8 protein-coding genes and 2 pseudogenes are annotated in these 13955 nt (G+C 46.3%); 7 read left to right on the forward strand and 3 right to left on the reverse strand.

Annotated features, from left to right (window positions below):
• Positions 1–227 precede the first annotated feature (227 nt).
• From Q4Q46_RS14795 to Q4Q46_RS14820, 6 genes and pseudogenes are all read left to right on the forward strand, one after another.
• A complete protein-coding gene (locus Q4Q46_RS14795) occupies positions 228–776 on the forward strand; it encodes a TIGR04211 family SH3 domain-containing protein (RefSeq protein ID WP_037391127.1) in 549 nt (182 codons plus the stop codon).
• A gap of 211 nt (positions 777–987) precedes the next feature.
• Positions 988–1176: pseudogene (locus tag Q4Q46_RS14800) on the forward strand (hypothetical protein).
• Between the two features lie 123 nt (positions 1177–1299).
• Positions 1300–4494 (forward strand): bifunctional proline dehydrogenase/L-glutamate gamma-semialdehyde dehydrogenase PutA, encoded by a 3195-nt coding sequence (gene putA, locus Q4Q46_RS14805; RefSeq protein ID WP_311906345.1) that lies wholly within the window; start codon positions 1300–1302, stop codon positions 4492–4494.
• 633 nt (positions 4495–5127) lie between these two features.
• Positions 5128–6942, forward strand: coding sequence for an ATP-dependent nuclease (locus Q4Q46_RS14810; RefSeq protein ID WP_311906346.1), 1815 nt, complete (start codon positions 5128–5130; stop codon positions 6940–6942).
• Between the two features lie 473 nt (positions 6943–7415).
• A complete protein-coding gene (locus tag Q4Q46_RS14815; protein ID WP_006082936.1) occupies positions 7416–8159 on the forward strand; it encodes a DUF599 domain-containing protein in 744 nt (247 codons plus the stop codon).
• A 93-nt stretch (positions 8160–8252) separates the two neighbouring features.
• Entirely contained in the window at positions 8253–8429 is a 177-nt protein-coding gene (locus tag Q4Q46_RS14820) for a helix-turn-helix domain-containing protein (RefSeq protein WP_006082937.1), read from the forward strand.
• A 349-nt stretch (positions 8430–8778) separates the two neighbouring features.
• On the opposite strand, the pseudogene Q4Q46_RS14825 reads toward Q4Q46_RS14820, so the two are convergent.
• The 3 genes and pseudogenes from Q4Q46_RS14825 to cydD form a co-directional block, all read right to left on the reverse strand.
• Positions 8779–9366: pseudogene (locus Q4Q46_RS14825) on the reverse strand (class IV adenylate cyclase).
• A 93-nt stretch (positions 9367–9459) separates the two neighbouring features.
• The gene (gene cydC, locus Q4Q46_RS14830; RefSeq protein ID WP_311906347.1) at positions 9460–11211 is read right to left on the reverse strand and encodes a heme ABC transporter ATP-binding protein/permease CydC; all 1752 of its coding nucleotides are present in this window, start codon (positions 11209–11211) and stop codon (positions 9460–9462) included.
• Positions 11208–13136: a heme ABC transporter permease/ATP-binding protein CydD gene (cydD, locus tag Q4Q46_RS14835; protein ID WP_311906348.1), complete on the reverse strand. Its 1929-nt coding sequence runs from the start codon at positions 13134–13136 to the stop codon at positions 11208–11210. Before cydD ends, cydC begins: the two co-directional genes overlap by 4 nt.
• Before the next feature lie 278 nt (positions 13137–13414).
• Between cydD and Q4Q46_RS14840 the strand changes: the two genes are divergently transcribed.
• Positions 13415–13933 carry a type II secretion system protein gene (locus Q4Q46_RS14840; protein ID WP_311906349.1) on the forward strand — a complete coding sequence of 173 codons (519 nt, stop codon included), beginning with the start codon at positions 13415–13417 and terminating at the stop codon, positions 13931–13933.
• The last annotated feature ends 22 nt before the right edge of the window (positions 13934–13955 follow it).

Raw genomic sequence — 13955 nt, forward strand, 5'->3', positions numbered from 1 at the left:
GAGGTTTCGCTAAATAAGTTACTGAAGTTAAGTAATATTAGCGCCTAGGACTAGAAGGTTTTAGGAAAGATAGAGTGAAATGGGAATGGTCATAGCATGGATGCAGTAAAGTTGAGGGAAGTCTATGACTTCCCTCTTGCATTACAGGCCTCAAATCCCTAGCATGTGCAGACTATTTCGTTGATGAGAATACAAAAGTGTTTAGACTCCTGACTCTGGTAGGAATGATGTTACTGTCTTCCAACCTGCTGGCCGAAGGCCAATCCCGTTACATCTCGGATAACGTGTTCCTTTATCTTTTAGGTGGCCCAGGTACTGAGTTCCGAATTCTTGGATCAATTGAAGCCGGTCAACCTGTGACACTGCTCAACGAAACCCAAGGTGATTACTCTAAGATCATCGACCATAAAGGCCGCGAAGGTTGGGTGCAAACTAACCTAATCAGCTCGACTCAAAGTTTCCGTGAACAAGTGCCAGCGTTAACCACGGAGCTTGCACAAGCTAAAGCTAAACTAGCGGAAGTATTAAGTTCGACTGATAACCACGCCGACGAAGTGACCGAACTGAAGGCTAAACTAAGCGAGTTAGAAACAAACCTAGCCAAAACCACTCAAGAACGTGATGAACTTAAAGTCGCGGTTGATCGCTCAGCCCAAGATGAGCGTTTTGAACTATGGCGCCAAGGCGGATTAATTGCAGGTATGGGGTTAATCCTAGGCATTATTTTAGTGTATTTACCCAGACCACAACGTCGCAGTAAAAAACGTTGGATGTAAGTCTGACCTGCAAAATGTCTTATTTTATCTTCCCAAAGCCAGTGTTTTCAAACACTGGCTTTTTTGTCAATCAAGCGTTACATCGACTTATACCAATCACCTTAAATATCTAATCAGTTCAGAGCCTCACAGGCATCTCAATCCAAGGCGCATTGACGCAGAAATGGTTATTCCCTTTTAAATCAATGCAACACAGGAGTGGGATGCCTGTGTGGCTCCCGAAGGGCGGGTTTCAAGGCGCTTTATACTGCGTTCAAAGCTTTAGACAGAGCACCACTATGCCTTCAAGCCTTCGCCTTGTCTAAAGCGCGTTGAACTCCCGCTGAATGAACAGATATTTAATACGATTGGTATTATTAACAAGCCAATCAAACAAGCTTCACAATCTTTCACGCTATAGTGTTGTCCGTCACATTTTGGTTGTATAATCGGCGCGCGCAAACCTTCATATTGTATACAAAATATCAAATGCGTTTGGCGCCTCCCAATTTGTTTCAACAATAGCGCCCCAATAACGGCCAAGATGGAAGCGATAACTATGTTCAAAGCGAGTGAAGTGCTGGCAGGCCGCTACGATTCTGCCAATCTCGACGAACTGTTCAAAGCGATCAGCGACAACTACATTGTCGATGAAGAACAATACTTGTCAGAGTTGATCAAACTAGTTCCCTCAAGTGATGAAGCCATAGAGCGCGTCACTCGTCGTGCCCACGAACTGGTTAACAAGGTTCGTCAATTCGATAAAAAAGGTCTGATGGTTGGCATAGATGCCTTCCTGCAACAGTACAGCTTAGAAACACAGGAAGGCATTATCCTGATGTGTTTAGCCGAAGCACTGCTGCGTATTCCCGATGCGGCCACTGCCGATGCACTGATTGAAGATAAGCTTTCAGGCGCTAAGTGGGATGAGCACATGAGCAAGAGTGATTCTGTACTCGTTAACGCATCGACCTGGGGCCTTATGCTCACGGGTAAAATTGTTAAGCTCGATAAAAAAATCGATGGCACCCCAAGCAACTTACTGAGCCGCTTAGTTAATCGTCTCGGCGAGCCAGTGATCCGCCAAGCCATGATGGCCGCGATGAAGATCATGGGTAAGCAGTTCGTGCTGGGCCGCAACATGAAAGAAGCCCTGAAAAACAGCGAAGACAAGCGTAAGTTAGGCTATACCCATTCCTACGACATGCTGGGTGAAGCGGCGTTAACGCGTAAAGATGCTGAGAAATACTATACCGATTACGCCAATGCGATAACCGAGCTCGGTGCTCAAAGCTATAACGAAAATGAATCACCGCGCCCAACGATTTCAATCAAGCTATCGGCATTGCACCCACGTTACGAAGTGGCCAATGAAGACCGCGTTTTAACTGAACTGTACGACACAGTTATCCGCCTGATTACACTAGCTCGCGGCTTAAATATCGGTATTTCTATCGATGCTGAAGAAGTCGATCGCCTCGAGTTGTCACTGAAACTGTTCCAAAAACTGTTTAATTCAGAAGCGGCAAAAGGCTGGGGATTACTCGGCATAGTGGTTCAAGCTTACTCTAAGCGTGCCCTGCCCGTACTGGTTTGGTTAACTCGCCTTGCGAAAGAGCAAGGAGATGAAATCCCCTTACGTCTGGTAAAGGGCGCCTATTGGGATAGCGAACTGAAATGGGCTCAACAAGCTGGCGAAGCCGCTTACCCACTTTACACTCGCAAAGCCGGTACTGACGTTTCTTACCTCGCCTGCGCCCGCTACTTGTTATCGGATGCGACTCGCGGCGCTATCTACCCACAATTTGCTAGCCACAATGCGCAAACCGTTGCGGCGATTTCAGATATGGCGGGCGATCGTCACCATGAGTTCCAACGCTTACACGGCATGGGACAAGAGCTGTACGACACGATTTTGTCGGAAGCTGGCGCCAAATCGGTACGTATTTATGCGCCCATTGGTGCCCATAAGGATCTACTGCCCTACTTAGTGCGTCGTCTGCTGGAAAACGGGGCCAACACTTCGTTCGTCCACAAGCTCGTCGATCCTAAAACCCCAATCGACTCATTAGTGGTGCATCCGCTAAAAACGCTGACGGGCTATAAAACCCTAGCTAACAATAGAATCGTTTTACCTGCCGATATTTTCGGTGGTGATCGCAAAAATTCCAAGGGACTCAATATGAACATCATTTCCGAATCTGAGCCATTTTTCGCGGCAATAGAACAGTTTAAAAATACCCAATGGCAAGCGGGCCCTCTGGTTAACGGCAAAACCTTAACCGGTGAGCACAAAACCATAGTCAGCCCATACGACACCACCCAAACAGTGGGTCAAGTAGCCTTTGCCGATGATGCGGCCATAGAACAAGCACTCGCGTCTGCTGAAGCGGCGTTTGCCTCATGGGCACGTACGCCGGTTGAAACCCGTGCCTCTGCGCTACAAAAACTCGCTGACTTATTAGAAGAAAACCGCGAAGAATTGATCGCCTTGTGTACCCGTGAAGCGGGCAAGAGCATTCAAGACGGTATCGACGAAGTACGTGAAGCCGTTGATTTCTGTCGTTACTACGCAGTACAAGCTAAGAAAATGATGGCGAAGCCTGAACTGCTTCCAGGCCCAACGGGAGAGCTGAACGAACTGTTCCTCCAAGGCCGCGGCGTATTCGTGTGTATCAGCCCGTGGAACTTCCCATTGGCTATCTTCCTCGGCCAAGTGTCTGCGGCATTAGCGGCGGGTAACACAGTGATTGCGAAACCTGCGGAGCAAACCTCGATTATTGGTTATCGTGCAGTACAACTCGCTCACCAAGCGGGTATTCCTGTCGAGGTTCTGCAATTCCTACCCGGTACTGGTGCGACTGTGGGTAGCGCAATTACAGCCGATGAACGTATCGGCGGCGTATGCTTTACCGGTTCAACTGGCACAGCAAAACTGATTAACCGTACACTGGCTAACCGTGATGGCGCGATTATTCCATTAATCGCCGAAACTGGCGGTCAAAATGCCATGGTGGTGGACTCAACCTCACAACCTGAGCAAGTGGTTAACGATGTGGTTTCATCGTCATTCACCAGCGCAGGTCAACGTTGCTCGGCGCTGCGTGTACTCTTCCTCCAAGAAGACATTGCCGATCGCGTGATCGAAGTGCTGCAAGGCGCGATGGATGAGTTAGTGATTGGCAACCCAAGTTCAGTGAAAACCGACGTAGGCCCAGTGATTGATGCTACCGCAAAAGCCAACTTAGATGCGCACATCGACCACATCAAGCAAGTCGGTAAGCTTATCAAGCAAATGCCGCTGCCTGCAGGCACTGAGAACGGTCACTTCGTTTCACCCACTGCGGTTGAAATTGATTCGATTAAAGTGCTTGAGAAAGAACACTTTGGCCCAATCCTGCACATTATTCGCTACAAGGCAGCAGAGCTAAGCCAAGTGATCAACGAGATCAACAGCACAGGCTTTGGCTTAACCTTAGGCATCCACAGCCGTAACGAAGGCCATGCCCTTGAAGTTGCAGATAAAGTGAATGTGGGTAACGTCTACATTAACCGCAACCAAATCGGCGCTGTGGTTGGCGTACAGCCTTTCGGCGGTCAAGGCCTGTCAGGCACTGGCCCTAAAGCCGGTGGCCCACACTACTTAACCCGTTTTGTGACTGAAAAGACTCGCACTAACAACATCACCGCCATCGGTGGTAACGCGACATTGCTGTCACTCGGTGATAGCGAAGAATAAGCTTACCCCCGTCTTCGGCTAAGGCATCCGCTTAAGCTAAGACAGCTATGTAAGTTAAGGCCAGACACTGTCTGGCCTTTTTATTAGGTTACGTTTTTCTAAAGGGCTAATGCTCATACCCAAGCTTCAATGCGAGAAATGATCACTGCTATCATTGGCTCCTCCATCATTTTTTAGGGATAACTTTTAGAGAACTGAACATTGTGGGAGTCTTCGCATTTTCCATTTGAGTTTATCAATAAAAATCAAGGTCGTGGGGCTTCACCCCACACCCGACCAAGGAGGACTGCTCGTCCTATTCTCCTTGGATGCTCCAAGACGCCCCTAGCGAAGTTACATGCGTTGGTTAGTGGCTTCGTGCTTATTCGAAAATCGCTAACGCTTCCGATGGTACATCCTGTACCCCGAAAGCTAGCGAGGCATCCATGCCTCGCTCACGCGATTTTCTTCAACGCCCTTCAGCAACTTCGCAGGGAAGATGAACTCCTGTGGTCACGGTGTTGGCAGTTAATTCCAAAAGAGCTATGCATGTCCCATTTTTTGACATTGCAAAATTTAACAATGGGTGTCTCAATAAATTGTTTTAACGTGTATGTTCGGATCTATATTTTAATAATTTAATTAGGAATAAACATGAAATTACATTCATTAAAAATTTGTGGATTCAAACGAATAAGAAATACCGAGTTACTTTTCGGTGACGCAACTTTTCTAATTGGGTCGAACAACTCAGGAAAAAGCACAACCCTAAAAGCCATTGAATGGCTATTATCTGGTAAAAAAACAATCCCTAGCCAAGAGTATTTTTCAGTAATAGATGAAGATACTCATGAAACAAAGCCTGCTGTCGATACCATTATTTTCGAAGCTGAATTCAGAAACCTACCTGCCGAAGCAAATGAGTGGAGAGGATTTAAAGGTCGCATTTTTAAGTATGACGTACCTAAAGACGAGAATGATGATTCAGGTTTATCTGTCACTTATAAAAAAACCTATAAATTAGGCAGCGATGTAGTTATTGAATTCAAATCAAAAGAAAGAGAAAGGAGTGCTGCATTTGCATCCTGCAAAACTGGCCAAGAATTTATTGACTCAGGAGTCCCATCTAAGGATGTTAAAGAACTTTTCACCGATATCACCGCAAAGATTGGCACCAGTAAAGCGGCGCAAGAAAAACTAGAACAATTAGATGTGATCTGGGACCTCAAAGAAACCGATACATGGTTTACTAACCCTGGTGGTATTCCTGGCAATGTTCTAAAAATGTTACCTAGATTTTTATTAATACCAGCAGACTCCTCCTCCACTGAAATTGAAGGTGGTACATCAGGAGTACTAGGAAAAACACTAAGTGAATTATTTGAAGACGTTCGAAGTAAATCTGAGAATTACACCCAAGCACAAGAGTGCCTAGACAAACTAGCACAAGAACTCAACCCTGAAGATGAAAACTCTGAGTTTGGCAAAATGATTAGCGAATTAAACTCAGTATTAGCAAGTGTTTTTCCTGATTCTAAGCTTCACGCTACAGCTAATTTAAGTGATCCAAAAACAGCATTAAAGCCTACATTTAATGTTGAAATGTCGAGCAATGTTAGAACTGAAATTAGCCAACAAGGAGCAGGCATGATTCGAGCAGCAGCATTTGGAATGCTTCGCTTCAGACAAAAATGGCTTTCGAAGCGAGAAGATGAGCACAATCGTGCGCTAATTATTGCCTTTGAAGAGCCGGAAACCTATTTGCATCCAAGTGCAGCGAATCAAATGCGTGATGCCATTTATGAATTAAGTGGCAAAGAATCCCAAATTGTAGCCACAACACACTCGCCTTTCATCATTGACTTATCAAGAAAACCCAAGCAAGTGCTTAATAGTCTTCGATGTAATGGGCACGGCGTTATTTCCTCACCATTTAATGTTACAGAGACATACGCAAAACTAGAAGATGATGATAAATCACATGTAAAAATGATATTGCGTATTGATGATCATATCGCACGCATCTTTTTCACAAAAAATGTTGTTATTGTAGAAGGAGATACTGAAGAGATTGTCATAAAAGAAACACTAAAAAGACTCCCAAAAGAAGACTATCTAAAAATAATATCAGAATTTGAAATAATTAAGGCAAGAGGTAAAGCGTCTATCATTGGGTTGATTAAATATCTTGTTGCAATGGGAATATACCCAATTGTTGTACATGATAGGGATTATGGCGTGGCTGGTGCGATGATCTTCAATCAGCCAATAGTTGATGCTTTAGCTGGAAATGGCAAAGTAATTCAAATGCATGAGAACATTGAAGATGAAATTGGTTATAAAGCACCTAAATCAGAGAAACCATTTAAAGCCTATATACAAACTCAAACTTGGGGGGATGACTGGACTACAGTACCAGTAAAATGGAAAGAAAAAATGATAGAAATATTTGGCGATTACATTAAGTAAAATTATTAAATAGAACATAGTGAGTAAGTTTAATAATTTAACGAGCCATTAAAATTACCATTCACGGCATGGTAACACTAGTCTTTTGAACCAGCAGATTACGCTGATTTAAAAAGGCAAACCATGGTAATGGGCGAGACGACCGTCCGCCCCATGGACGGGGCGGTCGAGCATCCACGGATGGACTCGCTGCGTGTCGGTGAGTGAATGCCATGGCGAGCCGCTGCCAGTGAATATCAGCAAACGTTAAGCAACCATCCTTGCCGCTTGGCTGTAATCCCTCAACACTCTTCCACCAATAAGCCTCACCCTGCGAGAGACTTCAAAACCAATGTGAGCGGCTTCAAATTGTGAATAGGATAGATTTCAAAGTGATACTAGGGGATTGCGCCTAAGAGATAAAAACCTTCATAATCAGCCTTCAATCAATTGATTGGTTTTCACTTTATCAAGGTCACTTTCTCAAGGTTGCTATGACATTCTCGCTATTAGATATTTCTGCATTGGTGTGGTTTATCGTTTCTTGGGCTGGCTATACCGCCTTTGCCCGTCGTAAGGCGAAAGATACCGACTGTATTGCCCGAGGTCTGCATAAGCATAGAATTTACTGGATGCTAGAGGTAATGACCCGCGGCGTGCGTGTGGGTGATGCGGCGCTGCTGGCCAACCTTGAGCGCAATATTGCCTTTTTTGCCTCGACCACGCTGTTTGTACTCGCGGGTGTGCTGACCTTATTTGCACAAGTTGAACGACTAGAAAGTGTTATTGCGACGATTCCCTTCGCCACACCACCGAATCATGCGCTGGTGCAAGTCAAACTTGCTTTGCTAGTCAGTATTTTTGTGATGGCCTTCTTCCAGTTTACTTGGTCGATGCGCCAATACGGTTTTGTGAACGTGATGATAGGCGCGGGTCCTTTAGACAGCGATGGCTCGAACGACAATCTCAAAGCCTACGCAAGGCAAATGGCGACGGTGCAAGATCAAGCGGCGCACTCCTATAACTATGGCTTACGCGCCTATTACTTTTCGATGGCAGTATTGTGCTGGTTTGTGCACCCGATACTCTTTATCTCAGCGAGCTTATTTGTGGTCGCGACCTTATATCGCCGCGAGTTTAAGTCCCGCGCGGTTCTGGCGATCACAGCGGCAAAAGGGCATCTGCAAATAGAGAGTCAAGTGCGGGAAACGGCACGCAACCACAAAATAGAGTCATAACCTTAGCGGTTTAGGTCGCAGGTATCATCTTGGTTGAAATTATTGTTCTATACTCTTTGGGTTATGTTTCTATTGAAATACTGGGAGAGTGCTATGAGCGATAACTTATTAACCTTAGATGAAGTGTGCAAAATGTTAGATAAAACACCTGCGACCATCAAACGTTTCGCTCGGGAGAATTTACTCTCGAGTGTTCAAGATGGTGACGAATTGAAATTTCCTGAAGCGGAAGTAAAACGCTACCTCGCCTTTTCACAACGCTTAGGCTAAAACGCATTAGGCAATTAACGGCAAATAAAGCGGGGTAACCGCTGCTTAAATCGTTTGATTTTGAGTTTGAATTTGAGTTTAAGTTTGTGAAAGTGGCTTGAATGTAAATGCGATGCTTAAGTTTAAATACAAGGCTTAAGTTTAAGTCGTCGATAGCGAGTTAAAAACAAACAGTGAATGCGATATGGACAGTGACGCTCAAAGGGATTTGAACTTAGCCATAGCGGTTTGTTGCGAGAGATTGCTTAGCCGGATTTAGCATCCTGCCATTAAACTTACGCCGCTAAACTTTAAGCTCTTAAACGTTAAGCCATGAACTTTAAGCTTTTAATCCAACAAGATTGAACCATCACTGATCATTTAAAGCCTGCTGCAACTGCCGATAGGATAACAACTCCCGCTGCATTTCACTTAAACCCAAATCGGCGGCGAGTTGTTGTAATTGCGCTTCATACTTAGGCAACAGGGTTTCATCGTTAGTCATAATCGCAAGCTCGGCAAAATCCCCTAAGCCTTCGAGATGATCGATTGTTAGATGAAATTCACCGAGAAAATAGATACTGCGGCGCTTTTTAATTTCCAGTACGCACTCATAACCTAAGGTATGCAGCATACTCTTTGCCTTGGTCGCTTCTGTGATATTAACGGCTTCACAGCGGTCTTTTTCCGGCCCTTTCACTATCCACAGCATAATCCCCGATGGCTGCATCTCACGGATACACAAACTCTTGTGCTCGCCTTTAAGTGATTGTGATGGCAGATCAAAGTAACAGTCATGCTCAAGATTATCTTCGAGCATGATCTCAGGATTTCTCATCTGCAAGACAGCGAAAAAAGCGTGGCGATCCAATAAGCGATATTTAAGCTCGACCTAAAATTTACCATTAAAATGGGCATTGATTTGTGGGGCTAACGCTTCTGGCATCGCAGGGTTCATCGATTTATATCCGCTTTTAATGGGTAAAAAATATCGCTATTCATCATATTGAACGTCAAAGACTTGAACGTTAAAGGCTTGAATACAGGAGGCTTAAGCAAGTCTTTGGTATAAGGCCTGATACTCTGCACTGTCTTCAATTAAGCTCTGGTGAGTGCCAGACGCAATAATCTTACCCTGACCGAGTAGATGAATGTGATCCATCTTCGCCATAGCAGTTAAACGATGGCTAATCATCAGCAAGGTTTTATCCTGAGCAAACTCAAACAGTAAACTTAAAATTTCTCGCTCGGTACGTTTATCTAGCCCTTCAGTCGGTTCATCGAGTAATAGCAGCGGCGCATCACGCAGCAGCGCTCTTGCAACACCAATTCGGCGCTGCTCGCCGCCCGAAAGCTGACGTCCACCTTCACCTATCCACATATCCAGCGGTTTATCACCTGAGAGTAAAGCGCCAAGTCCGACCCGCTGTAACACATCAATCAAACGTGCGTCGTGGGCCGTGCGTTTCTCACCTTCGATAACAGGTAGCGCTAATACTAAATTTTCCCGCAAGGTGCCCGCAAACAGGTAGATGCGTTGGCTAATCACAGTTATCCCATCCCTAAGGCCGCGCTCGCTGTAATCTGAAAGAGGAAGACCATCGAGCTTGATGTGCCCTTGCTGCGCTTGCCATTCGCGGGTAATCAGCGCCAGTAAGCTCGACTTACCGCAACCCGTTGGCCCAAGTAGCGCGACTTTTTGCCCCGCTTTTATCTCAAGGGACAAGCCTTGCAGCACGTGTTGATCGTCTCGATAACCAAAGCGGATATCTTCAATCTGCAATGCGCCAGATTTTGCCCTCAGGCCTGTATCGGCCACAAATTGAATATCGGCCTCTTGTTCGGTGATTTCATTAATCCGTGTCGCCGCCAATACGCAGCCAGACAAATGCTGAAACGCGCCCGCAATCGGCATCATCATCTCAACGCAGGCCATAGTGGCAAACACCATAAGCGCAAACATGGGGCCCGGCGGCACCGCATCACCCACACCTTGAGCGGCTAAATAAAGCATCATGATCAAGGCTGAACCAGTGGAGAGGATCAACATGGCTTGGCTGAGCGCTGTGATATTGGCCATCGCACTTTGGCTGCGAAACAGCTCTGTTTGCGCATCATTCAGTTTCTGCCTGAATCTGTCGTTGGCGCCAAATAGGCTGAGTTCGGCTTGACCTTGCAGCATATCTAACAACTGCACCCGATAATGACGCTTGGTTTCGAGCATAGTCCGGCTCGGCGCGTGTCCAAGGCGATAAAATAGCAGTGGCATCACCAGCCAAATGGCGACTAAAAACAGGCAAAGACTGAGGGCAAGTTTGGCATCGAACCATGCGAGAAATAGATACAAGAGCCCAGTCATCAGCAGTGATGCAGCCATAGGCGTGAGCAGTCGCAGATATAGATGATCTAGGGTATCGATATCGGCAACTAAGCGATTAAGCATGTCGCCACGGCGTAGCCCCTGCAGATTTTTAGCACTTAGCGGCAAGAGTTTACGCCACGCCCAAACGCGAAGCTCAGTCAGCAACTTAAAGGTCGCCTCATGGGTCGCTAAACGCTCGCCATAACGACTGGCAGTACGGGCAATTGATAAGAAACGTACGCCGCCCGCAGGAGTAAAAAAGTTAAAGGACTGCGCCGTGACTATCGTCAAACCCGCGACCGCGGTAGCGGAAAGAAACCAGCCCGAAAGTGACAGTAAACCTATGCCAGCCATCAAGGTAATGATGGTCAGCAGCAAGCCCACGGACATCATCAGCCACTGGCGCGAGAACAATCGAATAAAGGGGATTAGCACTTTCATTGGGCCTCTCCTTTAGTTGGCTCGGCGGCAATATCGACCGAAGTGGCGCTGGTTGATAACGGTACAAGTTCAATATCCGCCACGGACTCAATATTCTCACGCAGTAAGGTTTGGAATAAGCCGTGCGTGTTAGACAAAGAGGTAAAGTCGCCCCGCTGTACTATCAAACCTTTATCGAGCACAAGAATAGTATCCATTTGATCTAACTGATCTAATCTATGGGTCACCATAATGCACATCTTACCCGTCATGGCCCGATTTAACGCAGAACTCACCGCCTGCTCACTCTGGCTATCTAAACTGGCCGTAGGCTCATCGAGGACAAACAGACTCGCCTGCTGCCCAAGCGCTCTTGCTAAGGCAATACGTTGAGCTTGGCCAACGGATAAACCGGAGGATTGCTCACCGACTGGCGCATCTAACCCCAGTGGCTGCGCCTTAACGAAGTCGCTGATATTGGCCTCTGCGAGCAAGTTCCATAGCCTATCGTCGGGCAGAGTGGGGGCGGCTAAAGCTACGTTATCCCGCACAGTACCGTGGAATAACTGCGGTTCTTGGCCCAGCCAAGCTAAATGCTGTCGCCAATGGGCTAAATCTAATGCGGATAACTCATGGCCATTGATCAGCAAATGGCCCTTATAGGGTAAAAATCCCAATAAGGCATTGAGTAAACTGGTTTTCCCCGCACCGCTTGGGCCAACTAAGGCTAAACGTTCACCCTCATTTAACTCAAAACTCAACGGGCCGAGTAAACGCGTGCCATCAACACTAAACACTTCAAGATGATCAGCACTCAGGGTTTCTATGCTATTGATGTGCACTTGGCCGACAAACTCAGGTTCGGGATGTTCGAGCAAGGTAATCAAGGCTTCTGCCGCGCCTATAGCCTGCGCCTTAGCATGGTAATGAGTGCCCATGTCGCGCAGCGGTTGATAAAACTCAGGGGCTAAAATCAGAATAAACAGCCCAGTAAACAGGCTAAAAGGAATACCGACTATTTGAGGATCTGTACTCGAGCTGATATTGGCATGGGCGCCATAGTAGCCAAAATCTAAGTGACCTAAGTAACTGAAACCAAAATAAACCGCCAGCACAGCAATCGAAACCGCGGCAAAAAACTCTAATACCGCCGAGCTTAAAAAAGCCATCCGCAGTACCGACATAGTGCGACTACGGAACTCTTCCGAAGCAGTGGCGATCACCTTTAGCTCAGCATCACCTCGGTGGAAGAGTTTCAAGGTGCTTAAGCCTTTTAATCTATCCATAAAGTGGCCGCTTAATCTTGCAAGCGCACTGAAATTCTTGCGATTGGCATCGGCAGCGCCCATGCCAACTAAAATCATAAACATAGGGATTAACGGCGCTGTGAGTAACAGGATTAAGCCTGCCGCCCAGTTAATCGGGAATATCGCCGCTAAAATGAGGATGGGAATAAAACCAGCAAGGCTGATTTGCGGAAGGTATCTGGCATAAAAGTCTTGTAAATCTTCGACTTGCTCTAACACTATGCTGGCCCAACTGCCTGCGGGTTTACCTTTAATAAACGCCGGACCTAGCTTAGTCAACTTGTCCATTACTGCCGCGCGAATATGACCACGAAGGCGCTTACCCGCCTCAAAACTGGCGCGTTCACGACCATAAGCAAGTAAGGCGCGCAGTAACATCAAGGCGATTAACGCAATAAAATGAGATGTATAGGTATCAATACTCACGCTGGAACTGACCATCTGGACATTGTCAGTGAGCGGTACGACTTGCTGCCCCATGATCACGCCATCCAGAATCGTCGCGATAATATAAGCCTGCGCCACCATAGCGACGGCACTTATCATCCCAAGCAATAACGACAATTTAAGGAACAAGCCACAGGCTTTTTTCTGGGCTTTAAGCCAAACAAGAAGGGATTTTTCTAACGACTTATCCATGGTGCTCCAACAAGAAAACAATTAAGCGACTCGTAGCGGGGATCGGCTATCGATAATACTCAGTTTACGGGGCTTGCAACGGCTAAAAAGTTCCGATAGGGGCGCAGTATCGCAGGCATCTAAAACAGATGAAACCCTATTACAGACTTTTGCTAGCAGACTCACAAAAACGAGCTAAAGATAAACAAATCCCTGAGTTAACGGAACTTTCCCTAGCACTAGCCTGTTTGGGGAAACTTAGGTAGCATGAACCTCTTTGTATTAATTATCCCCTACCTATGCCAAATAAACATGCCGGTTTTACCCTGATTGAACTCGTTGTGGTCATTATTATTCTAGGAGTATTAGCTGTAGTTGCTGCACCTAAATTCATTAATATACAATCAGATGCCTATAAGAGTCAGCTTTCAGGTGCACAGGCTTCGATGAAATCCGCCGTCACCCTATTCAAAGCGAAGTCGGAAATTGCTAACAGCAGCACCACCAATCGAGTCGTTTACGACGGGATCCGTGGCGAAAACTACCAACCTTGGGCAGCCAGTGCCAGCGGTACAGCACCAAGCGCCGCTTATACTACGCCGCCAGAGATCTTTAAGGCTGCTGGGCTCAATGTCGATGAATGGTCCTATCGAATCCATACTACTGGCGGTACCTACCAAGTCATTGCCACACCGAAGCAAAAACTGAACCTTGATACGCCGACTCAAGCGCAAGTCGAAGCGACAAATTGCTATATCGACTACAAGTGGGAGACGACGGGAATCCCCACCTATAACAAGGTCGACACAGGTTGCTAGAACGACCTTAAAGCTGAAATAT

The organism is Shewanella vaxholmensis (assembly GCF_031932135.1).
Taxonomy (GTDB): domain Bacteria; phylum Pseudomonadota; class Gammaproteobacteria; order Enterobacterales; family Shewanellaceae; genus Shewanella; species Shewanella hafniensis.

Excerpts from the sequence above, each read along its gene's own strand:
- Q4Q46_RS14795 (WP_037391127.1), top strand. The coding sequence starts at position 228 with ATGTTACTGTCTTCCAACCTGCTGGCCGAAGGCCAATCCCGTTACATC.
- putA (WP_311906345.1), top strand. The coding sequence starts at position 1,300 with ATGGAAGCGATAACTATGTTCAAAGCGAGTGAAGTGCTGGCAGGCCGC.
- Q4Q46_RS14810 (WP_311906346.1), top strand. The coding sequence starts at position 5,128 with ATGAAATTACATTCATTAAAAATTTGTGGATTCAAACGAATAAGAAAT.
- Q4Q46_RS14815 (WP_006082936.1), top strand. The coding sequence starts at position 7,416 with ATGACATTCTCGCTATTAGATATTTCTGCATTGGTGTGGTTTATCGTT.
- Q4Q46_RS14820 (WP_006082937.1), top strand. The coding sequence starts at position 8,253 with ATGAGCGATAACTTATTAACCTTAGATGAAGTGTGCAAAATGTTAGAT.
- cydC (WP_311906347.1), bottom strand. The coding sequence starts at position 11,211 with ATGAAAGTGCTAATCCCCTTTATTCGATTGTTCTCGCGCCAGTGGCTG.
- cydD (WP_311906348.1), bottom strand. The coding sequence starts at position 13,136 with ATGGATAAGTCGTTAGAAAAATCCCTTCTTGTTTGGCTTAAAGCCCAG.
- Q4Q46_RS14840 (WP_311906349.1), top strand. The coding sequence starts at position 13,415 with ATGCCAAATAAACATGCCGGTTTTACCCTGATTGAACTCGTTGTGGTC.